Source organism: Mucilaginibacter achroorhodeus (genome assembly GCF_007846095.1).
In the GTDB taxonomy this organism is placed as follows: Bacteria; Bacteroidota; Bacteroidia; order Sphingobacteriales; family Sphingobacteriaceae; genus Mucilaginibacter; species Mucilaginibacter achroorhodeus.
This window is the reverse complement of the sequence record NZ_VOEI01000001.1, coordinates 1,105,962-1,131,945: the sequence shown is the minus strand read 5'-3', so window position 1 is coordinate 1,131,945 and position 25,984 is coordinate 1,105,962. Positions and strand designations below refer to the sequence as shown.

Sequence of the window (25,984 nt, the reverse complement as noted above, 5' to 3'; positions counted from 1 at the left end):
ATATTGATATGAAAAGAAATTATAAAATAACGTCATATATCCTGCTGGGAGTGACGGCTATGCTTAGCCTTAGCTCATGCTTAAAAGATAGCGGCTATATAGACTTCAGTAAAAACGAACCTCTCGTTGAGTTTCCTTTAGAAGCTAATAGCGGCCAATTTCAGTCTGCTGCGTTTGATATATCAAGCACACCATCTACACTGCAGGTTGCTGTTAACGTTGCTTCTCCTGCTCCGTTAACCAGCGCATTAGATGTTACCGTTAGTGTGGATCAAGCTACATTAGATGCATATAACTCGGCAAATAGTACCAACTACTTAGTATTGCCTTCAGCCGACTATGCGCTTCCGGCCAAAGTAACTGTGCCTGCTAACCAGCGTTTGGGCATTTTGAACATTACTATTTATACCGATAAAATTGATCCTTCCGGTAGTTTCGCACTACCACTGAAGATCACAGATGCAAGCGGTAAAAAAATCAGCAATTACAACACTTTAATTTACAGTGTTGGAGTAAAAAATAAATATGATGGCGTTTATACCGTAACAGGCACAATGAACGATGTGGTTAATCCAGCCCTAACATCAAATTATCCTCGTACGGTTGATCTTGTAACAACCGGAGCTAACACGAATGCTTACTTCGATGAAGGATTAAGTGGTTTTGCACATGCTATATTAAATGGCGGCACGTTAAGTTCTTATGGACAATTTGCGCCTGTATTTACTTTTGATTCTAACAACAAGGTTACAGCTGTGGTGAATAAGTATGGACAACCATCTGGCAATAATCGTTCTGCCAGATTAGACATTACAGGTATTAATGCTGTTTCTGGTACACCTGGTACTTCAGGTAGTGTCATAAAAGTGAAGTATGTAATGGTTCAGGGAACTGATCGGACATTCTTTGACGAAACCTTTACTTACAAAAGTGCAAGGTAACACACCTTCCCCTTTTAATTAAAAAAGGCCCTCATACAAGAGGGCTTTTTTTTTACCTCAAAAATCGCTAATGATTTTAAAAAGTATATAAGTTTTATTTTTAAATGTTTACCCTCATAAAACTGGTTTTCCTAATCGCATCCATCTTAAAAGGTTAATTGGCTCGCCAAAACCGTTATTTTTCTGTTACTGTAACTCATTCTGAAAGAAGTCTCATTCCGTTTGCCTTTGTTAGCGATTCTCAAAATCCTATATAACTTATACTGATCAAACGGGCCTTTTCTTTGAACGAGGATCCGGCTCACAATCTTTTGATAGAAGTCGGCGCGTATGTCTAAAATAAAGTCTGCGTTGTTGTTGCGATTTAAATCGGCGATGACTCAACAAAAAACGGTGTAATTTTACTGTGCTGATCACCTCATCTTCTTTGATAAATTAAGCTGATCTCTACATGCTTTTTCAAATCCGTTAAACGTATTTGACAAAATAATTATCTTTTACAAAGCTCTGATTATCATATAGGATCAGGGCTATTTTATTTAATATGGATTAAAAAAAATCAAATCTAATTCAATTCTAATGCGATAAAATTTTCTGTCTGATTTATATTAATTATAAAAATTGCTCTTTTTTTTGTTTTGTTGTTAATAAACTACTACTTTTAGCAGTAATTAACTATTAACTGATCTTATTATTAACAACATGAAAAAACTTCTACTAGTAAGTTTGTGTTTCCTGTCGTTGTTTGTAACGCAGGTTTATGCACAAAATCGTACGATTACCGGTACAGTTATTGCCCGTGAAGACGGGTTGCCCATCCCCGGCGTTTCGGTAAAGGTTACCGGAACAACCATTGGCACTCAAACAAGTGCGCAAGGTAAATACACCTTAAACGTTCCAGCTTCCGCAAAGTCTCTTGACGTTACCTTCTTAGGTTACACAAGCACTACGGTAAACATTGGATCGGGTAATGTGGTGGACGTTACCTTATCTGCTGATACACGTCAGCTAAACGAAGTTGTGGTAACTGCAGGTGGTGTTGCAATTAAAAACCGCCAGCAAGGTAACCAATCAACCAGTATCCGTTCAGAGCAGCTAACTCAGGGTAAAGCATTTAACGTTGCAAGTGCCTTAACAGGTAAGGTTGCAGGTTTACAGGTAAACGCCGTATCAAGCGGTGTTAACCCTAACATCCGTTTGGTTTTGCGTGGTAACCGTTCGTTATTAGGTAACAACCAGGCTTTGGTTGTTGTAGATAACGTTATAGTGCCAACAAGTATCTTGGGTAACTTAAACCCTGAGGATATTGAGAACATCACCGTTCTTAACGGCGCTGGCGCTGCTGCTCTATATGGTTCTGATGCATCAAACGGTGCGTTAATTATTACCACTAAAAGAGGTAAACGCGGAGCCACATCAGTAACTTTCTCAAATACCACCAGTATTGAAGAGGTGAACTTTCTTCCAAAATTGCAACACAGATTTGGTTCTGGTACAGGTAACGATGATGTGCCATCATACACCCCGTATGAAAACCAGCAATATGGCCCTGCATTTGACGGACAGCCACGTATAATTGGCAAACCTTTAGCAGACGGATCAATCCAAACTGTGCCTTACAGTTATAATTATGACAAAGGAAAAGATAACTTTTGGAACAATGGTTTAACAAATCAATCAGATTTTAGTATTCAATCTGGTGATGACAAAAGCACGTTTTATCTTTCTGGACAGTACTTCAATCAAAGAGCTACCATTCCAGGCGATAAATACAATAGAGCAACCATCAGACTTAACGGCCAAAGAAACCTGTTAAAAAACCTAACTGCTGACTATAACGTTAGCTACGTTCAGAACCGTTACAATACAAGCTCGGCTATTTCAGCTGTTTTTGATAACGTTCTTAACACACCAGGTCAAATACCTTTGACTGACTATAAAGATTGGAGAAACAACAAATTTGCCAATCCTAATGGTTACTACAATGAGTATTATCAAAACCCTTACTTTGCATTAGATAACAATCGCGCCTTAACCCGTAATGATTATTTGACAGGTAATATTCAATTGAAGTACTTCCCACTTAAAGAGTTGTCAATTTTGGCACGTGTTGGTATTTCAACAGCTAATCAATCTCAAAAATCATATACCAATAAGTTTACTTACAGCGATTACAGGTTAGGTATCACACCAAACTTCGCTAACATATTAGGCGGTGTAGGTGATCTGGCAAATTATAATACTCAGATAAATCCAGAGGTTCAAATTCAATACATCAAACAAGTTAGCACGGACTTTAACTTAAACGTGATTGTTGGTTCAAGCTTAAGAGAAAACCAGTATAAAGGTTTATCAGCAAGCATTAGCGGTTTAGTGGTTCCGGACTTGTTTAACTTAAGCAACAACCTTAACGTGCCTTCTGCAAGCGAAGCAAATTTTCATGCCCGCCAAATTGGTGTGTACGCTGATGCTCGTTTAGGATTCAGAGATTACTTGTATTTACACGTATCAGGCCGTAATGACTGGAGGTCAGTTCTTGCTCCCGGTAACCGTTCATTCTTTTATCCAGCGGCTGACTTATCGTTCATTGCGTCTGATGCCTTCTCTTGGATAAAATCATCAAATGTAATTGAAAGCTTGAAGTTGCGTTTAGGCGTGTCAAAAGTAGGCCAAGTTAACTTAGGTAACTCTACTAACTTTGGTGCGTACTCTTTACTACCAACATTCTCTCAAGGTTACGGCTACCCATACAACGGTAACCCTGCTTTAACGCAAGGAGATAGAATTGTATCACAAAGTATCAATCCGGAGATCACTAAATCTATTGAGACCGGTTTTGACTTAGATATGTTCAAATCAAGGATTTCAGTAAGCGCTACTTACTACAAATCAGCAACTACAGATCAGACTGTACCTGTTGGTGTATCAACTACAACTGGTTTCAGCAGCTTCTTAACTAACACAGGTAAGGTTACTAACGAAGGTTTGGAATCATCATTACGTTTAACCCCGGTTAGAACAAAAGATCTTGAAGTGACCGTTGGTGGTAACTACACATTTAACACCAATAAAGTTGTATCGATCAGCAACGACCTTAAGCAACTTAACATTGGTAGCTATACTTACGCAGGTGTGTACGCAGTTGAAGGTAAATCATTCCCATTGCTTCGCGGTACCGACTATATTAGAGATCCACAAGGCAGAATAATTGTAGACCCAGTTACTGGCTACCCAACTGCTGGTACCACTTTAGTTGATATTGGTAACACTGAGCCAAAACATCGTTTGGGTTTAGATGCAGCAGTAACTTTTAAGGGTATACGTTTAGCAGCATTGTTTGAATACCGAGGTGGTTTCATGATGTATAACCAAGGTGGTGGTACTTATGATTTTTCTGGTGCTGGTATAAGAACAACATATTTTAACCGTGACCGTTTTGTAGTTCCTAACTCATCTTATCTTGATCCAGCTACAGGCCAATATGTAGCTAATACAAACATTACTACAGCAAGTGGTGGTACAGCTTTCTGGACAGAAGGCCCAACCAACACCAACGTTGGTAAAAACTACGCATACTCTGCAGCGTTTTGGAAACTTAGAGAGTTATCATTGGGTTATGATCTTCCAAGGTCAATTTTAGCCGGCGCTAAGTTCATCAAAGCTGCACGTGTTAGTGTGCAAGGAAGAAACTTATTCTTATGGACTCCTAAAACAAATATTTATACAGACCCTGAATATAGTGCAGCAGGTTCAGACAGTAATGCGATTGGTTTAACGTCATTAGGCCAAACTCCACCGTCAAGACTATATGGTGCAACTATTTCAATTACCTTATAATAAAACAGACATGAAAAAGATATTCTCATATTTCATTGTAGGAGCTCTTGCTGTAGGCGTTACGTCTTGTAAGAAGGCTCTGGATATCAATGATAACCCTAACAATCCTACAAGCAGTACACCTGCTGTAACGCTACCCGCAGGTATTGTTGGTACTGCATCAGTAAATAACAATTACAGCCAATCTTTTGGTTACCCGGGAGGCTTTTTTGCTAACGTTTACGGTTTTGGCGGTTACGGTGCTACTGTAACAACAAATTATGGCACCAGTGATTTCGCAGGCCCCTTTCAGCAGTCGTATGACAATGCTCAGGATTATCAATATATTATTGATAATACGTCAGGCGCTTCAAACGTGTATTTCAATTCAATAGCACGTATCATGAAAAGCTTTGTGTTTTCTAAATTGGTAGATAATTATAATGATGTACCCTATACAGATGCACTTAAAGGCGTTGGTAATTTAACTCCAAAATATGATAAGGCAGCTGATGTTTATACCGCTCTTGTTAAGGAACTTGATGCATCTATAGCTGCAATCACTGCTGGCCAGGCACAACCGTCTTCAAGTGCTCCAACAAAAGTTCTGGCTCCTGCTGACCCTATGTTTGGTGGCAGTGACCACATGGATGATTGGAAGCGTTTCGCCAATACTTTGAAACTGCGTTTATTAGTAAAAATGGCAGCGGTACCAGAAACAGCAAGTTTTGCTACAACTGAACTTGCATCTTGGAACTCAACAATCGGTATCATCACAGATGATGCTTTGGTTAATCCAGGTTATGCCAAACAAGGCGGCAGATTAGCGCCAATCTATAACTCATTGGCTGCTGATGAAAATGGTAACCGTCGTGTAACGTCAGTTCTGCCAACCAAATACGTGTTTGCCTTTTATAATGGTGGTAAATTAACAGATGAAGGTCGTGGAGGTGTAATCTACAGGTCATACCCTAATACCCAAACCAATCAGTTAGGCCAGGAAAACCTTGCAAGTACGGTTATCCCACCAGCCGGTTCAACGGCGTTTTACACCGGAGCCGACTTTAACACACCTGGTTTAGGCGCTGTTAAAGGCCCTTCACAAGGGCAGGTTATTATGCTTTTAGCGGAAGCTCGATTCATCAAGGCTGAAGCTGAAGCAAGAGGGTTAATTGGTGGTGGTATTTCTGCTGCAAAAACAGATTTTGAAGCAGGTATAACTGCATCTTTCCGTTATTTGTATAAGAATCAAACTAATGTGGTTGATGGAAGTAAAACTACTGCCCTAACAACGGCTCTTGCAGATTATAAAACAGCTAATCCTTCGTCTTACTTAGTAAATTTTGATTTAGCAACCACTGCGGCGCAGCGTCTTGAGGCAATTATTACACAAAAATACATTGCTTTGAATGAAATTTCTCATGATGAGGCTTTTGCTGAATTTAGAAGAACAACCTACCCGGTCAGTACAACCAGTACCAGCAACCCTATCACCTCGTTCGCATCAATACAATCTCGTGCTACAAGCCCAGATAAATTAATAACGAGAGTGCCTTATCCGCAATCAGAATACAACCTTAACCCATCTAATGTTCCTCAGAACATTAATATTTACACGGCTAAGGTATTTTGGGATTTAAATTAAAATAAGCAGAAAACATGAAAAAAAATATATTTAGAGCCCTAACGCTTTTTACAGCCTTGAGCTTTTTTACATCTTGTTTGAAGGATGATAGTTTAGTTCTTGATCCAAGTAAGTCAGATAACGTAATTGAGTTTGCTAACCCTGCACAAAATGACGACCCAACTGCTGTGTATCCGAAATACACATTTGGGTTCGATATTAAATCGGCAGTAGATCAAACGATTGAGGTATCCTATTCAGGGCCTAAAGTTGGCGCCCCTCAGGATATTACTGTTAACGTTGCGCCGCTAACTGATGGTGTTGCCGTTAAAGCCTACAACGACGAGAATGGAACGAGCTATACTCAGATGCCTGCTGCAAATTACAAGGTTAACGCTACCTCTGTAGTTATCAAAAAGGGACAATCGAGAGCTTCGTTTACAATTACATATGCTACTGATAAATTTGACCTTAACAAGCAGTATGTTTTACCATTAAAAATTACTTCGGTTTCTTCAGGTACTATAAGTGGTAATTACAACACTATTCTTTTGAGTGTTGCTGCCAGGAACAAGTACGATGGCGTTTATCGCTCTACAGGCGTGTTCAATCACCCAACTTTAGGTCCGAGAAACATCGACAGAGACAAAACGCTTAGAACTGTAAACGCAAATACTGTTTCAACTGAGATCGGTGATATTGGCGGCTCTATGAACCTTGTTGTTAACGAGGCTGACAATACCGTTACTATAGTTGGCCAGGTGAGTGCTTCTCAGCCACTTATCCCGGTTGCAGGAAAAACTAACACTTATGACCCAACCACTAAAACATTTAAATTGAATTATCAATATACAGGTGGCGGTGGTTTCCGTGTAGTTAACGAAAATATCAAACTTAAATAACAGGTTTTCTCTGTATTTTAAAAGGCTGGTCGAAGTTATCGACTGGCCTTTTTTTTCAGGTATTATTTTCTTCCAGATAAACTAATTGGAAAAATTAATTTTTAAATAACTTCCGATAAAAATTAATTAGTAAATTGCTATTCTAAACGCTTTATTATGAATGCTTTATTTAAAACCTTAATCGTCACTACTGCCTTAACATTTACCGCAGGCGCAACTCAAAAAACCACTTACCTTTCAGACCAGTCTAAGCTCAATTATAACATCAACGATGCTAAAGTTTTAGATGGTGGTTATGAATTATATACACCGGATGGTAAAATGACTCTGCGCGGAGCTTATAAAGACAACCAGCGTGTTGGAAACTGGTATGCTTTTAACCCGGATGGGTCAATATTTGTTAGATACAATTATACACTCAAAAAATTAATATCTGCCGATACCGCCGCCATAGGCCGCGCTACATACGAAATTTTAACAAATAACGAAGAGGCTAAAAAGGGGGCCAGTATCCCGGTACCTGTTTGTTCTATAGAACAGTATATATCACTGTTGGGTACTGAGTTTCAAAGGAAGACTCTGAAGGAGAATAAATCAGCTTCTGGTACTTTAGATGTTGATCTGATTGCTAACATAGATGCTAAAGGAAAAGCGAGATATTCGGCATTTTACAGTATCGATGGGTTTAAATTCAATACCAAAATTGTTGTAAGCGAGAAACTGTTTGATATCGAGTGGTTGCCTGCTACTTATAAGGGTGAGACTATGGCCAGCGTGTTCAAAGTTAAATTTCAAGCAGACTTTTCGCCCGACCCTACCAAGCGCCAACGCTTTATATGGAATTATTGATTTCAAAAGGCCATATATTTATCATTTGTAAGGATGATAAATATATGGCTTAGTTTTATTTCTTATCAACACTATACCTACCCGGTCCTGTAAACACTAATCCCGCAAACATAAACGCAGCCTCAATAGCATGAGCAGCGCCTTGTAAACCGTCGCCACCGCCTATATGGCTGGCGGCTGCTACTATCATGTTAATGAGAAGCAATATACACACCGGCCTGAATGCTAAACCTACAATTAGCAGGAAACCGCCAAGTGTTTCTACAATTGCTGCCATAAAACCCCAGAATACAGGTGCGAAGGTAATGCCTACATATTTGGTTGATGAACCTAACTCCTGCCAGGCGTGTGTGCCTCCCAGTAATTTGGGATAACCATGATAAATAAACATTGCGCCAAGGCCAACACGTGTAATTAACAGGCCGAGATCCTTGTAACGGCTTAAATTGCTTAAATACGCCATAGTGATATTAGTTTATTGTTTTATTGTTACTTCATTTGCGGTTACCGATACGCTTATCTCTTTCCCTAAAATAAGGCTGCAGTTGTCGCTTACGTGCCCCGCCGGGAAATCAAAGCAAACCGGATAATTGTACTCTTTTACAACATCCATTACTATCTCTGGCAGTGTTTGCCCAAACGGAATATCATTATCCTTTAGATCAGTAAAGCCAGCAATAATAAGCGCTTTTAAGCCATTTAGTTTTCCGGCGCGTTTAAGGCAGCGAAGCATACGGTCAATTGAATAAAGATATTCGCCAACATCTTCCAGGAAAAGCACTTTGCCATCGTAATCAACATCACTTACCGAGCCGGACGCGGCTATTAGCAAAGACAGGTTTCCCCCAATTAGAATTCCCGAAGCTTCGCCCATCCGGTTCAGCGGATTTGGCTTTATCGAATAAGTTAACTCCTGGCCAAATAAAGCCATCCTAAGCGTTTCTAAAGAGTGTTTGGTAGCGTCAGGTATGTTAAGCGGCATTTGGCCATGGATGCACGCTAATCCATAATTTTTAATGAGGTGGGAATGCAGCAGCGTGATGTCGCTAAAGCCGATGAACCATTTTGGGTTTTGCTTAAGGCCATCAAAGTTCACCTTGTCGATCATTCGGATTGTTCCATAGCCCCCGCGAGCGCAAAAGATGGCCTTGATACTATCGTCATCTATGAAGCGTTGCATATCTGCCGCGCGGAAATCGTCGTCGCCGGCAAATTGATTATGACCGGCAGAAACGGTTTCACCTAAAATTACCTCAAGTCCCCAGCCTGTAAGCAGGTTTACGGCATCGGTAATAGGTACCGGTAGTTTTTTAGCAGGGCAGGTAATGGCAACTTTATCGCCTTTTTTTAGATATGGTGGAATAATTGATGGAAGTCCGTAGGTCCGCATAAGTCCGGAAGATATAAAATTTTAAAATATGTGATGTGTCGGCAAATGATACGGGCTTTCGGTCTTTCCCGACTTACCGACTAAAAAACTATCTTTGCAAATTAATAAAACATCCCTTTTGAATGTCGCAACTTGATAAATATAAACGCTTCACCGTTACATCTGCGCTACCTTACGCTAACGGGCCATTGCACATTGGTCATCTTGCGGGTGCTTACCTGCCTGCCGATATTTTTGTGCGTTACCTACGCCTGCTGAAAAAGGATGTGGTTTACATTTGCGGCTCTGATGAGCATGGTGCGGCTATCACTATCAAAGCAAAAAAGGAGGGTACCACCCCGCAGGCCATCATTGATAAGTATCACCAGCAAATAAAACAGAGCTTTGAAGATTTTGGGATGTCGTTTGATATTTATCACCGCACATCATCTGCTATACATCATGACTTGTCGCAGGAGTTTTTCCTGAACCTTTATGAAAAGGGGGAGTTTATAGAGAAGTTCTCTGAGCAGTATTATGACGAGGATTTCAACCAGTTCCTGGCAGATCGTTATATCACGGGTACCTGCCCGGTTTGCAGTAACGACCGGGCTTATGGCGATCAGTGCGAGAACTGTGGTACTTCACTGAACCCTACTGATTTGATCAATCCTATATCAACATTAAGCGGCAAAGCGCCGGTTTTGAAACCAACCAAGCATTGGTATTTACCATTAGATAAATACCAGCCCTGGTTAGAGAAATGGATAGATGAGAAAGAAGGCGAGTGGAAAGTAAATGTATTTGGTCAGTGCCGGTCGTGGTTAAAATCGGGCCTGCAGCCACGCTCCATGACCCGCGACCTCGACTGGGGTATTGATGTGCCACTTGAAGAAGCTAAAGGCAAAAAGCTATATGTTTGGATGGATGCCCCAATAGGCTATATCTCGGCCACCAAACAATGGGCTATTGATAATAATAAAAACTGGCAGCTATACTGGAAGAAGCAGGCCAACGAGGCTGATGAAACTTGTCTGCTACATTTTATTGGTAAGGATAACATCGTTTTCCACTGCATCATATTCCCGGCTATACTAAAGGCGCATGGCGAGTACGTACTGCCTCAGAATGTGCCGGCTAACGAGTTTCTTAACCTTGAGGGGGATAAGCTATCTACCTCTCGCAACCATGCTGTTTGGCTGCATGAGTATTTGGAAGAATTTCCCGGTAAGCAGGATGAACTGCGCTATGTATTAACATCGATACTGCCGGAAACCAGCGACAGTGAGTTTACCTGGAAAGATTACCAGGCACGTGTAAATAATGAGCTGGTTGCCATCTTAGGCAACTATGTAAACCGGGTAATGATACTAATGCATAAGTATTATGATGGTAAGGTAAATGCTAATATTAAGCTTACGGATGCAAAAATAAACGCGGAATTAGGCGGCTACTACGATGAACTGGGCAAGAACCTGGAGAGCTATCGTTTCCGCCAGGCTATGCAGAACGTAATGGACATGGCGCGTTTAGGTAACCGTTACCTAACCGAGCAGGAGCCTTGGAAAGCAATTAAGAACGATGCAGAGGCTGCTAAAAATGCATTGCACAACAGTCTGGCTATAATAGGCCATATTGCAACTTGCCTGCAGCCATTTTTGCCCCATACGGCAGAAAGGATCTTCGGTATGCTTAATGTTGAACCATTTGCGCTCGATCAGGAAGTGGAGTTTGCCAGCGGGCACCAGCTTAACCCGGCCGCACTTTTATTTGAGAAAGTGGAGGATGAAGCTATTGAAAAGCAAATTCAAAAACTTGCAGATAAAAAAGCAGCAGCCGTTGCAGCGCCTAAACAGGTTGCAGTTACGCCCGCTAAGGCAAACGTATCCTTTGATGACTTTGTAAAGATGGACATCCGTACCGGAACCATTTTAACTGCCGAGAAAGTTGCCAAGACCAAGAAGCTACTTAAACTAACCATAGATACGGGTATCGATCAACGTACGGTAGTATCCGGTATTGCGGAGTATTATGAGCCTGAAGCCATTATAGGGAAACAGGTGAGTATACTTGTAAACCTTGAACCACGCGAAATAAAGGGTATTATGTCGCAAGGTATGATATTGATGGCGGAGAACGCTGAGGGCAAGTTAAGCTTTGTTGCTCCGGTTGATACGATGGATAATGGATCGGTAGTAAGATAAAAATATTAATTTTACCATGGGTTAAACCTGTGGTAAAATTTTAAGTCTTAGTTTGTATAATAACAACCAAACTATCATGAGACTCCCACTTATCATCACTTTGGCTTGCTGTGCAATTTTAACATCATGCAGTAAGTATCAGGTCAACGTTATCAGTAGTACAACCGGTAAAGAGCCTAACAAGGAAACCGGCAATTACGAATTTGAAAACGACTCCGTACGTATTTCTTATTCCTTTTACGGGCCCGATGCACCGGTTACTGTAAATGTTTACAACAAATTAAATCAGCCGTTGTATATTGACTGGCAACAGTCGGCATTGGTTATTGGAGATAAAGCCGTTAGCTATGTGCCCGAATCGATAAGCCTGAAAGGCAATATTTCCGCTGAATCTTACAGCTACCTCAGAAACAACAAAGGAAGTATATTTAATCCTACTTACACGGATGGCAGCGTAAATGCAGTGGCTAACTTGCCTAAAACAACAACCTTTTTACCACCGCATACGCAAAGCAGCAACACTACAGTGAGGCTAACACGTGGCTTTATTGAAGTGCCGGATACAGCCTTCCATAAGATAAGGATGATAGAGAGATTGCAGGATACGGTTGCTCTTACTAAAGTGAATACTGCATTATTTACACCGGATAATTCGCCACTTACTTTTAGAAGCTATTTAACTACTTACACGGTTGCTGATGGGAAGAATATACCCGTGGTTTATGAAGACAAATTCTTTATATCCCGCACCCTAAAAACCAATAGTGATCCAAAGCATCTTAAAGAGTTTAGCAACCAGCGCGGCGATTATTTCATCAATTCAAAAGCTACGGGTTATGGAAAAACAATGGCTGTTGTTGGTGCTGCTGCAGTGATTGGAACAGCGGGGGCGATAACCGATAGCCAGAACGCAAAAAGCAAATAAATATAAGCCCTTCGGGTATTGGCAGGGTCAGTTAAAATGTGCAAATTTGCATACTCAAAAACTGCCCCTGTAGTTCAACGGATAGAATAGAAGTTTCCTAAACTTTAGATATGAGTTCGATTCTCGTCGGGGGTACAGCAAAAATCCAGGAGAAAATTCCTGGTTATAAAACCCCCTTTACTAATGTAGAAAAGGGGGTTTTTAGTAGTTTGAATTCTGTATAAGCCGCTTACTTACTATACAACGTTGTTACACATTTAAAATGTAATCGAGTTGGTATGACCGTTTGCACAATCAGCTGTGGATAACGTGATCTGGAAAAACATTAAAGGTGCATTGCATCTACTGCCATTAGTGCAGATACCGGAAGGTGGTCTTAGTTAACCTTATTGTCGATATGAAAATGAAAACAAAGTTGATTGTCAATGTAAGCCTTTTTGCAACCTTCCTTTTAACATCTAAGATTTCGTTTAGCCAAAAAAAAATGGACATAGATTTAAACAAGTGGATACCGGCCACTTTAAATATACAGATTTCCTATAGCAGATCTTACGAGGAAGCTGATGTTTATGAACAGCTTAGAAGCGGGAAAATCAATAGAGACCAGGCCAAAAAAAAGTTTAAAGAATTTGATCAGAATTCTTTAATAGAAGCAGGCACTGCCATTTTTTTAAAGTATAATGGTCGAAATATGCTTGTTACAGCTAAACATATGCTGTACAAGCCACAATTGACAGGCAATGATCCTGACGCTTTATTATCAACAGTAGGAAAGATAATACTGGTAGAGAACATTTACAAACCTAACTACACAGTGGGTGTAAAAATTGACGGAAATAACAATATGTTGATGAAAAGAGGAAGCGAAAAGCCCTTTATTATGTTTAGCGGCATGACAAATCGCTTCCCCCTTTATATGGAATATCTTGAATCAGATAAAACAGGGATCAAGCGTGATGAAGACGTGGCTGTTGTGAATTTGGATGACGAAATGTATTGTAAAGGCTTATTGGATGTTCTGAAAAAACGGGGCTACACGCCAATCGCGCTGAATGATATAGATGAGAATTGCAATCTCATCAAAGGTCAAGAAATCGAAACTTTGGGCTACACAGAAAAATCTTCTGTTGTTTTTCAAAAGGAGAACAAAAATATTTTTTGGGAGGGATATGCATATGTAGCGCCTGTTTTCACTCGAGGTACAGTCGCTGCATCAACTAAATCTGAGAAGCTTATCAAAGGGAACATCTTTGTGTTCCACGGCAATAGCGGAGGGCCTTTGGTATCTAACAATAAGTTAGTCGGAATCGTTCAAGGATACGATAGTGAAGTGCTTTCTGCTTCTCCAGCTTCACAAAATTATTATATCGACGGAACTCCTCTATTTGTAAAATCTAATATCGTTTTAGGGTTTATAAAAAGGGCTGACGAATACTTCCATCAACAATCATTACAACAGAACTACAATAAATGACAGAACTCTTTGAGGCTCAAATGCGAAGAAATTCTCGTCGGGGGTACAAAAAAGTATAAAGCCTTAAATCGGAAGATTTAAGGCTTTTTTGTTGAGGCACTCGCAATATAATCAGATGTCGCATAACGCCCCTTTTTTGTCACTATTACACAGTATTACTTCTTTTAATACGGCAGATATTTGTATTGTTCAATCAATCAAAACAACCTGTATCATGAAAAAACAATCTACAAGATCAAATAGCCTAAAGCTCTTATTGGCTATCGTAACGCTTTTGCTTACCACTATCCAATTAAAAGCGCAGCAACTTAAGCCAACAGCCAGTGGCCTTGCGCCTGCTAACGGCATTAAAGTTTATTACGAGGTTTACGGCAAGGGTAAGCCTATCATATTGCTACACGGCGCCTTTATGACCATCGAGGGTAACTGGAGCCAGCTGATACCCGAGTTGGCGAAAACCAGGAAAGTAATAGCTATTGAAATGCAGGGTCACGGGCATACCCCATACTCGGACAGGAAATTTACCAACCTCAATTTAGCAAAGGATGTTGCCGGCGTATTGGATTACCTCAAAGTGGATAGTGCCGATTTTGCCGGCTACAGTATGGGCGGTTCGGTAGCTTACCAGTTTGCCATACTTTATCCTAAACGTGTAAATAAATTAGTGATTATCTCATCTACTTATAAAAGTACCGGTTGGGTGCCCGAGATAGCTGATGCCTTTAAATCTTTTAAGCCCGAGCTTTTTGATAACAGCCCAATGAAAACGGCTTATGATGCAGTAGCCCCCGACAAAACAAAATGGAGCAAGTTTATTGCCCAGATGATCATTTTTGCAGGTGAACCATTTGATATGGGCGATGCTAACATTGCAAAGATAAAAGCACCTGTGCTGATCATTGCGGGAGATAATGATGGCTTAGATAAAGTTGAACTGGGCAAAACCTATAAACTTTTAGGCGGTGGAGTTTCTGCAGATATGCAGCCCATGCCTAAATCGCAGCTGGCTATCGTGCCCTCACAAAGCCATGTTGGTTTGATGATGCAAAGCAGTACTATTCTTGCATACATGAACAGCTTTCTGAAATAACCTTAACTTTATTATAAATTACAAAACGCTACTTTAACCATAAGGCGGCGTTTGTTGTTTGAAACCGTATTTTTGTAGAAAACAGAATCGTATGCAAACGTTTACCGAATTTAAAGCATCATTGAGTTTACCGAAACCGGACAGTGGCCTATCGGTAAAATTAAAAAGCCTTTGGTACGATGGCAAAGGCGATTGGGCTAAAGCACATGCAGAGGTTGACCAGCTAAACGATAAGGCATCAGCCTGGGTGCATGCCTATCTGCACCGCAAAGAGGGCGACATCTGGAATGCCGATTACTGGTATAGCAGAGCAGGGAAAACCCGACCGGATGTATCCTTGCAGGAAGAATGGGAGCAGTTGGTTGAGGCGTTTCTGTAATTGGCGGAGGGCTTACTTTTCTAATTCTCGTTTTAGATTGGAAAGGCTTTCGTCCAGGTCTTTACCTAATAGCTTATACATATTGATGACCAATAGCATGGCATTCATTGGGAAAGGCATTTTACTCTGCATTGACCATTTTACCGCGGTGCTGTCTTCGGTTACAGATTGCGTTGCAATGTAAATGTCGGCTACGCCGGGCATCGGTCTTTCAAAAACAATCCTGATATCAATTCGCTCGCCGTCCACTAAACCTTCAATGGTTTGGTTTCCTTTGCCTACCTGCTTTACGTCACTATCCCACGTGGAGTTGTAACCCACGGTGCCATCCGTTCCGGTAGCGCTTGTACGCTTGTTTGGGTCCATCATCACCCATTTATTGTAGTACTGCTGGTTGCCGAGAAATTTCACATAGTTATACACCAATTGGCGCGGCTTGTTGATCACTATGCTTCGGACAACGGTGTAGCCCTTGGGCGCAATCAAAGCAAGTAGTACAACAACCGCAATAATACCGGCAATTATCCCAACAATAGTTAATAAGGTATCCATAAGTTTTAGGCGATCTTGGTTCTGTTATATTGCTTCCAAAAGTAATACAAGATAAACATTATCGCCATCATCACCAATGGCGGGATCAGCTCACTAAAGGGATCGTGCATGGCATATCGCGATGCTATGGCACCAACAAAGTTGATAAAGAAACCTGCGAAGGCCCATTCTTTTATAGCCATCCACCTGTTTTGCAGGATAGCAATGGCGCCGAAGAGCTTAAATATGCCGGTAATAACTAAGAGGTACATTGGGTAGCCTAAATGTTGCAATACAACCTTGCCTGCTTCCTGTTGCGTGATACCACCAAAGGCATCTGCAAGCATAGCCAAACCAAATAGTACATTTAAGGTCCAATAGATAATTTTGATAGCTTTAGTGCTCATAGCGATAAATTTTTTATTTATTTCTCCGGAGTAAATATGTTCCAGCGTACGCCGTACTTATCGGTAACGTTGCCCATGGTGCCGGCAAAAAAGCTCATTACTTCATGTTTTGCTTTTCCTCCCTCACGCAATTTCTCAAATTTATCGTGCACTTCTGCTACAGAAGCCAGCGTTAAGCTGATAGAAACAGCCCCCACAAAAGCCTGAACATCAGAGTCGGGCATATCGGTGCCCTGGATGGTAAAGTCATCTCCGGTAAGGTCGGCATGTAAAATAATGTCTTGCTGCTCGGCGGGGAACATATCCTTCATCGGCGAATCTTTAACTTTCATCAGGCTAAGCTTGCCCCCTAATACCTGGTGGTAAAAAGTCATAGCTTCAGTAGCATTGTTGTTAAAGTTGATGTATGAACTAAGTTTGATCATGGCTTTATAATTTATATTGGTTAATCAAGAATTGCACAGTAATGCCCGTTTAAGTTAAGTAATTGGATGATACGTTGTGCACAAATTTCTTTGCTCTCTATTCGTAAAACCTTGTCGCAATCTTCAAGGTCAAAATTGATATGGCTCGCCGGAAAATGCACCTTAAGCATTTTGATCATCAGGCGCGATTGAGCCGCTTTTTGCACATTGGTTTTAAATACTTCGATCATCGGGGACAAAACATTTTAAACGATACAATACAAAGGTGCAACAGATTGCCGGAAGTGGTGAGGTGTAATTACGACAATGTAAGTGGCTGATTGCGACGAAAGATAAGCAGACTACATTTATTAGCGACTAAAAGTTTAAGAGCCAAAACCCTGCTGACATACTGTTGTCATTAAGCGGTGGTTACTTTGTTTCATAATCAAAAACAAACAGCCATGACAACCGAACAAGCATTAACACAGCAACTCATCAACAAAGACGAATTATTAAAACACTGGCAAAGCCACCGCGGCCTTAGCCGTAAAATTTTGGCAGCCTTCCCGGAGAAAGAATTGTTTGAATTTTCGATAGGTGGCATGAGGCCTTACCAACATTTAGCCGGGGAAATGATAGGCCTGGCAAGCGCCGGGATGAATGGTTTTGTAACCGGTAACTGGACAACTACTCCGGAGCTTGATCATTTTGATGACAGCGCCCGGCTTTCTACCAAAGAAGCACTTTTAGAAGCGTGGGATGATGTTACCGAGCAGATAGAAGAACTATGGCCTCAAATACCTGACGCCCATTTCCATGATGTTGTAAAGGCCTTTGGCATGTATGAAAATACGGTAATAAGCACCATCCTTTATTTTATTGATAACGAGGTACACCATCGCGGCCAGGGTTATGTTTACCTGCGTGCGTTAGGCATTGAGCCTCACCCGTTTTGGGATAGATAATAATTTCAGAACCGCCAAACTAATATCCGGCTGCTCTTTTGCCCTTGTGCCATATCAATGGTATGTACATCACGAGCGCCCAAATAATCAAGCGAATTGTAGCAGCCGGGTAGGGTGGTTTTTTTTGAAATAAGCGATGAGAACCATTTGCTTGATTGGGCAAACTGCTTGCTTTCGCTCATCATCTTATTCAGGAAACGGGGTTCGCCGCCTTCGCACCATAGTTCGGTGTTGCGGCCACCAAAGTTAAGGTCGGTGTTTTTGTCCTGTTTCAGGTTTTTCCATTTGCGCTGCGAATTGACATTTACCTCTTTAGCCGATGCATGAAAAGGAGGGTTACACATGGTAATATCGAACTTCTCGCCGGGTTTAACGATGCCTTTAAAGATGTGTTCATACGAGCTTTGCGTCCGTATTTCTATAGCATCTGTAAGCTGGTTGCTCTCAACTATCTTTTTAGCTGAGCCTGCGGCTATGTAATCAACCTCGCTGCCCACAAAGTGCCAGCCGTAGCTGCGATGGCCTATCAATGGATAGATGCAGTTTGCACCAACACCAATATCAAGCACCTTTACTTTGTCGCCGGTTGGTATTTCGCCGCCGTTATCCTTAGCTAAGATGTCTGCAAGATAATGTATGTAATCTGCCCTACCCGGTATAGGCGGGCACAAAAAGCCCTGCGGAATATCCCAGGATGAGATATTATATTGCAGTTTCAAAATAGCCTTGTTAAGCACTTTAACTGCATCAGCGTCAGTAAAATCAATGGTTTTTATGCCATGCTCATTTGTAAACACAAAAGGAGCAAGTTTAGGCAGCGCCTTAGTAAGTGCAACAAGATCATACCTTCCGCGGTGCGGGTTACGGGGATGCAGGCTTGTTTTTTCTTCAGTGTTTTCGGCCATTTAAGCAGGATTAATTGTGTGCAAAGCTAACATAATTAAATATTAACATTAAGTCAGCTGCCTTGTGTTACTTAAGATAGCGAGATTGATCTAACTCGAGTGATCAACCACAATTTTCCACTCTCCGTTGATCTTTTTAAACCACAAAGTATAGTAACCCGAAGATGACCTTTTGGTGTATTTCAAGTTCCAGCCGCCGTACACAAAGGCATTATCTTTATTGATAAGTTCAACCTTTTTTATGGCGTAGGTAAGCTTACCCATGCTTGTTTTGGTTTTGGCGAAGGTTTGCTTGTAATTCTTAAGCGTATTTGCATACCCAAAGGTTGGCCCGGTTGGGCTTACAAACATTACAGAGTCTGATTTCCAGTAGCATTGCATAAAGCTTTCCAGGGCGCCTTTGTTCCATGCTAGGCGCGATGTTTCCATTACTTTAAGTATGGCCTGGCGATCTTGTGCTTTAACAAAAATTACCGATAGGAGCAGAATGCAGCAAGTGATAAGTTTCTTCATTGTGCTAATATACAAACATCAGGGTCAGTTGCATTTGTGACCGGATTGTCCGAAGTTCGCTGTTCAATCAACGTTTAAGGCGTTATTAAAAGTTTAATTTATGATATCTCTATATATATCAATACTGTTATCATTTGTTGGGATGTTTGTCCCCAAGCAGCAAAATAGCGCACCCGAACTGTTTAAAGGAACCTTTGTTGATGATTATGGCATTAAATATACTATCAATGATACTTTGTGGATGCAGCCGCCGCGCAGTAAATACCACATCATAAAGTGGAATGTGAGGGACCAGTACATCGTTGCACGTAACGATGATAAAAACCCTGGAGAGGGCGGCTTATACACACGTATCGACTACATGCAGTTCAACAATATGGAGCCGTGGAAATCGGGCTTCTGTTTGTCTGTTTATGATGCAAAAACAGATGCCATCGCCGAGGCTACCGCCAAAGCTGATAGGCAAAATCACAAAAAGGGTTGCGGGGGTTTTCCATTTTCGAGGATGAAACGTACATCCAATTAAGTTACACGTAAAATAAAAAGAGCCGCTTTTAAGCGGCTCTTTCGTATTATCATTTATTTCAATCTGCTTCTCAGTTCAGATATCGGCATGCTTATCATGCGGCCTACCGGCTGTTTGCCTTTGTAGGTTATCACTTTAAGCTGTGTTGCATCAATTGGTACATTTAGTATGCCGGTATATTTTGGATAAAACCTATCCGGGTACGAATTATCGAAGCTATAGTAAATATCCAGTTCGGGTACCTCGGGGGTTAGGGTTACATTAAGAGTGCTATCGGGGTTACGGCCAACTTTAAAATCAGGGTCATAGGCGCTTGGGGCATATTTTATTTCTGCCTCATCAAAGCGGGCGAAGTGTTTTTCTACTTTGCTAAAGAAGGTGTTAAAATTCTTCTTCGCAGCAGGCGACCATACACACTCTGCCAACGCAAAACCACGCGGCCACGTCATGTACTCGGCCTGGCGGATATTGTAAACCTGCTCAGTCCATAAGTTAGCCTGGCCACCTTTTATCAGCTTGGCGTTTACGCCTGCCGGCACCGGGTCAAACTCGTAGGTTTTGCTTAAACGAAGCGAAGCGTAAACATGTGGCTCCATTACGCGATCGCTTTGCATATAATCAAGATATACAAATGTAGTAGGGCTCATTACCACTTCGTGGCCCATTTGTGCTGCTTCAATACCGCCTTTAACACCACGCCAGCTCATTACTGCTGCATTCGGTCCTAAGCCGCCTTCAAGTATCTCGTCCCAGCCAATAAATTTCTTGCCCTTTGATTCAACGATCTTCTCAACACGTTTTTCAAAATAGCTTTGAACCTCTTCCTGTGTTTTCAGGTTTTCTTTCGCCATCAAGGCTTTTACCTGATCGCTTTGTTCCCAAAAGTTTTTAGCGCACTCATCGCCACCCATATGGATGTATTGGAAAGGGAATAGCTGGGAAAGTTCGCCTATCACCTTATCTAAAAACTGGTAAGTAAATTCACCGGCAGGGTTAAGTGTGTTATCTACCAAAGCCGGATGACCAGGTTTAGACCAATCCATAATGCGTTCGCCATAGCGTACGGTATATTTATCAGCACCCGCAGTAGCAGAAAGCTCGGGATATGAAGCAACGGCCGCCAAGCTGTGGCCGGGCACATCCACCTCGGGCAAGATGTTCACAAAACGGTCTTGCGCATATTTAACAACCTCACGTATATCATCCTGGGTGTAAAAACCGCCATAGTTACGTGGTTCATTTGGGCGCGGCGGCTGGAAATTGCCAAACTCACCTTCGCGTTTGATGTTATAAGCACCAACAGTAGTCAATTTAGGATAGCTTTTTATTTCAACGCGCCATCCTTCGTCATCCGTTAAATGCCAATGGAACAAGTTAAGCTTATACTTAGCCATGTTATCGATGTAGCTCATTACCTCTTTTTTGGTAAAGAAGTGGCGGGATACATCCAGCATTAGTCCGCGCCAGTTAAAACGTGGGTAATCTGTTATGTCAACAGCAGGTACCATCCATTTAACGTTGGTAACTACCTCCTTGCTTTCAATTTCCTTAGGCAGCAACTGAAAAAGCGTTTGTAATCCGTAGTATAATCCTGCCTCTGTATTAGCCCTGATGGTAACGCCGGTAGTTTTTGCTGACAAGTAATAGCCTTCACTGCCTATAACATTATCAGCTGTTGAATTAAGCACCAGTTTTATCGCCGCGGAGGGTGCCGAAGCTTTTACGTGTACCATTTTACCGGTTGAGGTAGAAAATTTATTCTTAATAAGATCAAGCACTGGCGTCATCTTATTACTTAGCGGTGCTTGTACGGTTATCTCTTTGGGTAAGATAAAATGCCCTGCGTGCGGCGTTGTTTTAACGGGCTCGGGGATAATGGCAAAACTGCTGGTAGTTTGCGCAAAGGCAATAGGCGCCAGCAGGCATGACAATACCAGTAAGGAAAATTTCTTCATATAGGTTATAGCGTTTGGTTTGCAGACAATATGCAAGTTATGGCTTTTTAAATAATATTAAAAAGTTTTTTAAACTTAAATATTTGAGTTGTAAGTGCTTGAATATTAAACAAGCGGCGAATATTGCAAATTGGATTTTTTGTTTAAATTGCCGTTGATAAACCATTGGGCGCCACCCCTGCCCTTCACCAATTATAATAATAAGCCATGTCTACAGACCGCAGGAAGTTTCTGAAACATCTGGGCACTTCAGTATTACTGACATCTGCCTCATTGAACAGTTTTGCCGCTAAAGAAGAGAACGAGGTAAGGATACTGCGCGATCAAAAGCGCGTTAGCCCGAGTGATAAGGTTCGCATTGCAACCATTGGTATGGGCATTATGGGATTCAATGATACGCGTGCAGCGCTTGCTGTGCCCGGTGTTGACCTGGTTGGTGTGTGCGACCTTTATAAAGGCCGCCTTACCCGCTCTAAAGAAGTTTACGGGCAAAACCTTTTCACCACTATGGACCACAGGGAAATACTGGACAGGAAAGACATTGATGCTGTCATCATCGCTACCAGCGATAATTGGCATAGCCAGATAGCTATCGATGCCATGCGAAAAGGTAAGGCTGTTTATAGTGAGAAACCCATGGTGCACAAAATAAGCCAGGGACTTGAAGAGATACGTGTACAGAAAGAGACCAAAGCCGTGTTCCAGGTAGGTAGCCAGCGTGTGAGCAGTATAGCTTATCGTAAAGCCAAAGAAATGTATGAGGCAGGAGTAATAGGAAAAATTAATTCTATCGAAGCTTCTTTTAACCGTAACAGCGGACTGGGTGCATGGCAGTATACGCTTCCTAATGATGCTAATTTGCAAAATGTAGATTGGTCGCGTTTCCAGGCTACGGCAAGTGAGAAACATGATTTTGATCCGCTGCGTTTTTTCCGCTGGAGAAATTACCGCGAGTACGGTACTGGCGTAGCCGGCGACCTTTTCGTACACCTGTTAAGTGGTATTCATTTCATCACCGGCTCTAAAGGGCCTGAGACCATATTCTCGATAGGTAACCTCGATTATTGGAAAGACGGCCGCAACGTGCCTGACGTGATGAGCGCTGTGATCCATTATGGCGAAACAAAAGAGCATCCTGCCTTCCAGGTAACGTTACGCGTAAATTTTGTAAGCGGCGAGGGGGATTATGGCACTACTAAGATCGTTGGATCTGAAGGGGTAATAGACTTAGGTGGTGAGGGCGAAAGCTTTACCATTCGCAAAAATCACATTACCGAAGCGCCGGGCATTGGCGGTTGGGACTCTCTGGAAACTTACCCCGAAGCTGAGCAAAAGAAATTGTTAGCGGCCTACAACCAACGCTGGACAAAAGTACAGCAAGAAGCGCCAAAAACTGATCCTATCGTATATCGCGCACCCGAAAATTACAGCGCCAATATCGACCATATGACCAATTTCTTTGATGCCATCCGCACCGGCAAACCTATTGTTGAAGACGCTGTATTCGGTTTCAGGGCGGCAGCACCTGCACTGGCCTGTAACGATAGTTACTTTCAAAAGAAAGTTATCCGTTGGGATGCCGAGAATATGAAGATAGTGGGATAATTATTCGTTTTTACTTAATATGTCATTGCGAGCGAAGCGCGGCAATCTCATCGCGTTAAGAAGCTGTTTGTGATGAGATTGCCACGTACGCTATGTACAAAAAAGCCGGACACTTTGCAGTGGCCGGCCTCATTTATAAGTCAATCAATAGTTACACGTGGAAGTTGTTAGCTTTTATGTAATTATAGCTTTTAGTGATACTTACGAAAGGATCACCCGGGCAGATGTCCTGCTCGTTAAAGAAATACTTTAAGCCTGCAGTTTTAGCATGGGCAAATATCTTTTTAAACGGAATAACGCCATTACCTACCTCGGTAAACATTTGTTTAGGGGTGTTATCCATGTCCTTTACGTGCCATAGCGGGAAACGGCCGGGGTGCTTTTTAAACATAGCAATCGGGTCTTGCTTTGCACGGTACATCCAGTAGATATCCATTTCCATTTTTACCAGGTCGGCATCAGTTGCGGTTAACAACACATCGTAAGGATATTTTCCGTCTTGCGAAGCAAATTCAAAATCGTGATTGTGGTAGCAAAGCTGTATGCCAGCTTTTTTTGCAACCTCTCCGGCTTTATTTAGCTTTTCTGCGGTCTCTTTATAATGGTCAAGTGTTCCGCGTTCAGAATCGAGCAGGTATGCGCAAACCATGTATTTTAAACCAACGGCAGCAGCATCATCGACAGCTTGTTGCCAATCAGTAGTGATGGTGCCTTTCACATTAGCCATGCCTTCGCCAAGCATGTAGTGGCCGCTTGGCATAATGAGGCCGTTATCGCTTAAAACCTTTTTAAATTCAGCAGGCGCCATTCCGTAAAATTTTTGCGTGCCGGTATATGTAGCACCTTCAACAGAGTTAAAGCCAACCTTAGCAACTCTTGCAAGGGAGCCAACCGGGTCTTTAGCCATTGCATCACGCACGGTATAAAGTTGCAAACCGATGTAGTTTTTCTTTTTTGCTGCAAATAACTCAGGAGCCATTAACAGGCCTGCCGATAACATGGCACTGCTTTTCAGGAAAGAACGTCTTGATGTCATTATATTGGTTTTTATTGGTTGTGTAAATGTAACGCATTGGCGTTTTAAAACAAATAGACCTTTTGAAAATAAAATGGTTTAACATTACTCACCCGGTCTACGCTACGCTGGACCACCCTCTCTTTGCTGCGCGAAAAGAGGGTATAGAACAATTTTTAAAAAGTTCTTCTATTTCCTCACGCAAATAGAGTTTATAACATCCGGCTATGTCTGGCTGAATCGCCGCACCCTTGATTTAAATTGGTTAAGCCGGTTTGCTCTCTCCGCCAGCCGGGCGCGGCGGTTTCTTTTTACCGTAGCGCCTGTTATTGCGGCGGCCGCCTTTGGTTTTATCGCCATGCCTGTCGGGCCTGTCTTCCTTTATGGGCTCAATGCCTGCAAGGCTTTCAGGGAGTTCCTTCTGATTAATGGGGCGTTCTATCAGTTCCTCAATTGTTTTTAAACGGCGCAGGTCGCGGTTGTTTACAAAGGTGATAGCGGTACCGGTAGTTGCAGCGCGTGCCGTACGGCCAATGCGGTGAACATAATCTTCCGGATCTGGTGGAACATCATAGTTCACCACCAGGTCAATTCCTTCCACGTCAATCCCACGCGATAGTGCATCAGTACCAATTATAACAGGCAATTGCCTGTTTTTAAACCGAAGTAAGATCTCTTCGCGCTCTTTTTGTTCAAGATCAGAGTGGAAAGCTGCAGTATTGATATGTGCGGCCTTCAATTCTTTATAAAGCGATTTTACGATTTCTTTTCTCGAAGCAAAGATGATGGAGCTTTGATAACCTTCTTTAAGGATCAACTTTAAAAGCGGTGTTTTTTGCTGATCGTTTACGCGGTAGATCTGCTGATCAATACCGGCCGCAGGCTGTGATATGGCAATGTTTATTTGTTGCGGGTTATTTAGGATGGCATTGGCCAGTTTACGTATGCGCTGCGGCATGGTGGCCGAGAATAAAAGCGTTTGGCGTTTCTTGGGCAGATAATTTACAATCCGCATAATATCATCGTTAAAGCCCATGTCTAACATGCGGTCGGCCTCATCAAGCACCAGGTGCGTAATGTTGTTCATTTTTAACACGCCCGATGTTAGGTGTGCTATTAACCTGCCGGGGGTTGCGATAATGATATTTACATTATTCTCGATACCGCGGCGTTGCTGCTCATAAGCCATACCATCGCCACCGCCAAAAATGGCCTGCGAGCTTACGCCGCTAAAATAGGCAAGGCCTTCTACCTGCTGGTCTATCTGTTGTGCAAGCTCGCGCGTTGGGGCAAGCACTAACGCGGTGGTATGATGTTTATGCGTTTTGCAAATGTTATCTAAAACCGGCAGCAGGTAAGAGGCAGTTTTACCTGTGCCTGTTTGTGCACAAGCTATCAGGTCGTCGCCGTTCATAATAACCGGGATAGCCATAGCTTGTATAGGAGTTGGCGTATTGAAGCCCATGCTTAATACGCCTTCTAAAAGTTGTTCGTCGAAATTAAAATCCTGAAATGTCACTCTATTGTTAAACGTGTGTGTGCAAGGTACTAAAAAATGCCCACCAAGGCGTTTTTACTTTGC

The 25,984-nt window shown here is 42.0% G+C and carries 24 protein-coding genes and 1 tRNA gene; 14 read left to right on the top strand and 11 right to left on the bottom strand.

Features of this window, described 5'->3' with window-relative positions; translation table 11 throughout:
* The first annotated feature begins 8 nt into the window (after positions 1-8).
* From FPZ42_RS05275 to FPZ42_RS05255, 5 genes are all read left to right on the top strand, one after another.
* Positions 9-941 (top strand): DUF1735 domain-containing protein, encoded by a 933-nt coding sequence (locus FPZ42_RS05275; RefSeq protein ID WP_146269415.1) that lies wholly within the window; start codon positions 9-11, stop codon positions 939-941.
* Between the two features lie 702 nt (positions 942-1,643).
* Positions 1,644-4,778 carry a SusC/RagA family TonB-linked outer membrane protein gene (locus FPZ42_RS05270; protein WP_146269414.1) on the top strand — a complete coding sequence of 1,045 codons (3,135 nt, stop codon included), beginning with the start codon at positions 1,644-1,646 and terminating at the stop codon, positions 4,776-4,778.
* 10 nt (positions 4,779-4,788) lie between these two features.
* Complete coding sequence (locus FPZ42_RS05265; protein ID WP_186458684.1) at positions 4,789-6,402, top strand: SusD/RagB family nutrient-binding outer membrane lipoprotein; 1,614 nt, start codon at positions 4,789-4,791, stop codon at positions 6,400-6,402.
* A 14-nt stretch (positions 6,403-6,416) separates the two neighbouring features.
* Positions 6,417-7,283, top strand: a complete 867-nt coding sequence (locus tag FPZ42_RS05260; protein WP_146269412.1) for a BT_3987 domain-containing protein — start codon at positions 6,417-6,419, stop codon at positions 7,281-7,283.
* Positions 7,284-7,439: 156 nt separating this feature from the next.
* Positions 7,440-8,132 (top strand): hypothetical protein, encoded by a 693-nt coding sequence (locus FPZ42_RS05255; protein ID WP_146269411.1) that lies wholly within the window; start codon positions 7,440-7,442, stop codon positions 8,130-8,132.
* A gap of 55 nt (positions 8,133-8,187) precedes the next feature.
* Here FPZ42_RS05255 and FPZ42_RS05250 read toward each other — a convergent pair whose 3' ends face one another.
* On the bottom strand, positions 8,188-8,595 hold the full coding sequence (locus FPZ42_RS05250) for a DoxX family protein (protein ID WP_146269410.1): 408 nt from the start codon (positions 8,593-8,595) through the stop codon (positions 8,188-8,190).
* Positions 8,596-8,607: 12 nt separating this feature from the next.
* A complete protein-coding gene (locus tag FPZ42_RS05245) occupies positions 8,608-9,522 on the bottom strand; it encodes a S66 peptidase family protein (protein ID WP_146269409.1) in 915 nt (304 codons plus the stop codon).
* 122 nt (positions 9,523-9,644) lie between these two features.
* Here FPZ42_RS05245 and metG point away from each other — a divergent pair, with 122 nt between their 5' ends.
* From metG to FPZ42_RS05215, 6 genes are all read left to right on the top strand, one after another.
* Positions 9,645-11,705, top strand: coding sequence for a methionine--tRNA ligase (gene metG, locus FPZ42_RS05240; RefSeq protein ID WP_146269408.1), 2,061 nt, complete (start codon positions 9,645-9,647; stop codon positions 11,703-11,705).
* Between the two features lie 76 nt (positions 11,706-11,781).
* A complete protein-coding gene (locus FPZ42_RS05235; RefSeq protein WP_146269407.1) occupies positions 11,782-12,630 on the top strand; it encodes a hypothetical protein in 849 nt (282 codons plus the stop codon).
* A 63-nt stretch (positions 12,631-12,693) separates the two neighbouring features.
* Positions 12,694-12,765, top strand: a tRNA-Arg gene (locus FPZ42_RS05230).
* 262 nt (positions 12,766-13,027) lie between these two features.
* On the top strand, positions 13,028-14,104 hold the full coding sequence (locus FPZ42_RS05225) for a S1C family serine protease (RefSeq protein ID WP_146269406.1): 1,077 nt from the start codon (positions 13,028-13,030) through the stop codon (positions 14,102-14,104).
* A gap of 214 nt (positions 14,105-14,318) precedes the next feature.
* A complete protein-coding gene (locus FPZ42_RS05220; protein ID WP_146269405.1) occupies positions 14,319-15,194 on the top strand; it encodes an alpha/beta fold hydrolase in 876 nt (291 codons plus the stop codon).
* Between the two features lie 91 nt (positions 15,195-15,285).
* Positions 15,286-15,573, top strand: coding sequence for a hypothetical protein (locus FPZ42_RS05215; protein ID WP_146269404.1), 288 nt, complete (start codon positions 15,286-15,288; stop codon positions 15,571-15,573).
* Positions 15,574-15,585: 12 nt separating this feature from the next.
* On the opposite strand, the gene FPZ42_RS05210 is transcribed toward FPZ42_RS05215, so the two are convergent.
* The 4 genes from FPZ42_RS05210 to FPZ42_RS05195 are packed head-to-tail and all read right to left on the bottom strand — an operon-like array spanning position 15,586 to position 17,166.
* On the bottom strand, positions 15,586-16,125 hold the full coding sequence (locus tag FPZ42_RS05210; RefSeq protein ID WP_146269403.1) for an SRPBCC family protein: 540 nt from the start codon (positions 16,123-16,125) through the stop codon (positions 15,586-15,588).
* 5 nt (positions 16,126-16,130) lie between these two features.
* Positions 16,131-16,511, bottom strand: coding sequence for a DoxX family protein (locus tag FPZ42_RS05205; RefSeq protein WP_146269402.1), 381 nt, complete (start codon positions 16,509-16,511; stop codon positions 16,131-16,133).
* Between the two features lie 17 nt (positions 16,512-16,528).
* Positions 16,529-16,936, bottom strand: a complete 408-nt coding sequence (locus FPZ42_RS05200) for a VOC family protein (RefSeq protein ID WP_146269401.1) — start codon at positions 16,934-16,936, stop codon at positions 16,529-16,531.
* Between the two features lie 20 nt (positions 16,937-16,956).
* Positions 16,957-17,166, bottom strand: coding sequence for a hypothetical protein (locus tag FPZ42_RS05195; protein WP_146269400.1), 210 nt, complete (start codon positions 17,164-17,166; stop codon positions 16,957-16,959).
* Positions 17,167-17,379: 213 nt separating this feature from the next.
* Between FPZ42_RS05195 and FPZ42_RS05190 the strand changes: the two genes are divergently transcribed.
* Positions 17,380-17,883: a DinB family protein gene (locus FPZ42_RS05190; protein WP_146269399.1), complete on the top strand. Its 504-nt coding sequence runs from the start codon at positions 17,380-17,382 to the stop codon at positions 17,881-17,883.
* A 5-nt stretch (positions 17,884-17,888) separates the two neighbouring features.
* On the opposite strand, the gene rlmF is transcribed toward FPZ42_RS05190, so the two are convergent.
* Both rlmF and FPZ42_RS05180 read right to left on the bottom strand, forming a co-directional pair.
* Entirely contained in the window at positions 17,889-18,788 is a 900-nt protein-coding gene (rlmF, locus tag FPZ42_RS05185) for a 23S rRNA (adenine(1618)-N(6))-methyltransferase RlmF (RefSeq protein WP_146269398.1), read from the bottom strand.
* A 90-nt stretch (positions 18,789-18,878) separates the two neighbouring features.
* Positions 18,879-19,301 (bottom strand): YybH family protein, encoded by a 423-nt coding sequence (locus FPZ42_RS05180; protein ID WP_146269397.1) that lies wholly within the window; start codon positions 19,299-19,301, stop codon positions 18,879-18,881.
* A gap of 100 nt (positions 19,302-19,401) precedes the next feature.
* Between FPZ42_RS05180 and FPZ42_RS05175 the strand changes: the two genes are divergently transcribed.
* Positions 19,402-19,827 carry a hypothetical protein gene (locus FPZ42_RS05175; RefSeq protein WP_146269396.1) on the top strand — a complete coding sequence of 142 codons (426 nt, stop codon included), beginning with the start codon at positions 19,402-19,404 and terminating at the stop codon, positions 19,825-19,827.
* Between the two features lie 53 nt (positions 19,828-19,880).
* On the opposite strand, the gene FPZ42_RS05170 is transcribed toward FPZ42_RS05175, so the two are convergent.
* Positions 19,881-21,782 carry a beta-N-acetylhexosaminidase gene (locus FPZ42_RS05170; RefSeq protein ID WP_146269395.1) on the bottom strand — a complete coding sequence of 634 codons (1,902 nt, stop codon included), beginning with the start codon at positions 21,780-21,782 and terminating at the stop codon, positions 19,881-19,883.
* 207 nt (positions 21,783-21,989) lie between these two features.
* Between FPZ42_RS05170 and FPZ42_RS05165 the strand changes: the two genes are divergently transcribed.
* Positions 21,990-23,387: a Gfo/Idh/MocA family protein gene (locus tag FPZ42_RS05165; RefSeq protein WP_146269394.1), complete on the top strand. Its 1,398-nt coding sequence runs from the start codon at positions 21,990-21,992 to the stop codon at positions 23,385-23,387.
* A 151-nt stretch (positions 23,388-23,538) separates the two neighbouring features.
* Here FPZ42_RS05165 and FPZ42_RS05160 read toward each other — a convergent pair whose 3' ends face one another.
* Together FPZ42_RS05160 and FPZ42_RS05155 are read right to left on the bottom strand one after the other, a co-directional pair.
* Positions 23,539-24,423: a TIM barrel protein gene (locus FPZ42_RS05160; RefSeq protein ID WP_146269393.1), complete on the bottom strand. Its 885-nt coding sequence runs from the start codon at positions 24,421-24,423 to the stop codon at positions 23,539-23,541.
* Between the two features lie 244 nt (positions 24,424-24,667).
* Positions 24,668-25,921 (bottom strand): DEAD/DEAH box helicase, encoded by a 1,254-nt coding sequence (locus tag FPZ42_RS05155; RefSeq protein ID WP_186458683.1) that lies wholly within the window; start codon positions 25,919-25,921, stop codon positions 24,668-24,670.
* Positions 25,922-25,984: the final 63 nt, after the last annotated feature.

What these genes read in the sequence shown, in the direction of transcription:
- FPZ42_RS05275 (WP_146269415.1), top strand. Translation starts at nt 9, where the DNA reads ATGAAAAGAAATTATAAAATAACGTCATATATCCTGCTGGGAGTGACG.
- FPZ42_RS05270 (WP_146269414.1), top strand. Translation starts at nt 1,644, where the DNA reads ATGAAAAAACTTCTACTAGTAAGTTTGTGTTTCCTGTCGTTGTTTGTA.
- FPZ42_RS05265 (WP_186458684.1), top strand. Translation starts at nt 4,789, where the DNA reads ATGAAAAAGATATTCTCATATTTCATTGTAGGAGCTCTTGCTGTAGGC.
- FPZ42_RS05260 (WP_146269412.1), top strand. Translation starts at nt 6,417, where the DNA reads ATGAAAAAAAATATATTTAGAGCCCTAACGCTTTTTACAGCCTTGAGC.
- FPZ42_RS05255 (WP_146269411.1), top strand. Translation starts at nt 7,440, where the DNA reads ATGAATGCTTTATTTAAAACCTTAATCGTCACTACTGCCTTAACATTT.
- FPZ42_RS05250 (WP_146269410.1), bottom strand. Translation starts at nt 8,595, where the DNA reads ATGGCGTATTTAAGCAATTTAAGCCGTTACAAGGATCTCGGCCTGTTA.
- FPZ42_RS05245 (WP_146269409.1), bottom strand. Translation starts at nt 9,522, where the DNA reads ATGCGGACCTACGGACTTCCATCAATTATTCCACCATATCTAAAAAAA.
- metG (WP_146269408.1), top strand. Translation starts at nt 9,645, where the DNA reads ATGTCGCAACTTGATAAATATAAACGCTTCACCGTTACATCTGCGCTA.
- FPZ42_RS05235 (WP_146269407.1), top strand. Translation starts at nt 11,782, where the DNA reads ATGAGACTCCCACTTATCATCACTTTGGCTTGCTGTGCAATTTTAACA.
- FPZ42_RS05225 (WP_146269406.1), top strand. Translation starts at nt 13,028, where the DNA reads ATGAAAATGAAAACAAAGTTGATTGTCAATGTAAGCCTTTTTGCAACC.
- FPZ42_RS05220 (WP_146269405.1), top strand. Translation starts at nt 14,319, where the DNA reads ATGAAAAAACAATCTACAAGATCAAATAGCCTAAAGCTCTTATTGGCT.
- FPZ42_RS05215 (WP_146269404.1), top strand. Translation starts at nt 15,286, where the DNA reads ATGCAAACGTTTACCGAATTTAAAGCATCATTGAGTTTACCGAAACCG.
- FPZ42_RS05210 (WP_146269403.1), bottom strand. Translation starts at nt 16,125, where the DNA reads ATGGATACCTTATTAACTATTGTTGGGATAATTGCCGGTATTATTGCG.
- FPZ42_RS05205 (WP_146269402.1), bottom strand. Translation starts at nt 16,511, where the DNA reads ATGAGCACTAAAGCTATCAAAATTATCTATTGGACCTTAAATGTACTA.
- FPZ42_RS05200 (WP_146269401.1), bottom strand. Translation starts at nt 16,936, where the DNA reads ATGATCAAACTTAGTTCATACATCAACTTTAACAACAATGCTACTGAA.
- FPZ42_RS05195 (WP_146269400.1), bottom strand. Translation starts at nt 17,166, where the DNA reads ATGATCGAAGTATTTAAAACCAATGTGCAAAAAGCGGCTCAATCGCGC.
- FPZ42_RS05190 (WP_146269399.1), top strand. Translation starts at nt 17,380, where the DNA reads ATGACAACCGAACAAGCATTAACACAGCAACTCATCAACAAAGACGAA.
- rlmF (WP_146269398.1), bottom strand. Translation starts at nt 18,788, where the DNA reads ATGGCCGAAAACACTGAAGAAAAAACAAGCCTGCATCCCCGTAACCCG.
- FPZ42_RS05180 (WP_146269397.1), bottom strand. Translation starts at nt 19,301, where the DNA reads ATGAAGAAACTTATCACTTGCTGCATTCTGCTCCTATCGGTAATTTTT.
- FPZ42_RS05175 (WP_146269396.1), top strand. Translation starts at nt 19,402, where the DNA reads ATGATATCTCTATATATATCAATACTGTTATCATTTGTTGGGATGTTT.
- FPZ42_RS05170 (WP_146269395.1), bottom strand. Translation starts at nt 21,782, where the DNA reads ATGAAGAAATTTTCCTTACTGGTATTGTCATGCCTGCTGGCGCCTATT.
- FPZ42_RS05165 (WP_146269394.1), top strand. Translation starts at nt 21,990, where the DNA reads ATGTCTACAGACCGCAGGAAGTTTCTGAAACATCTGGGCACTTCAGTA.
- FPZ42_RS05160 (WP_146269393.1), bottom strand. Translation starts at nt 24,423, where the DNA reads ATGACATCAAGACGTTCTTTCCTGAAAAGCAGTGCCATGTTATCGGCA.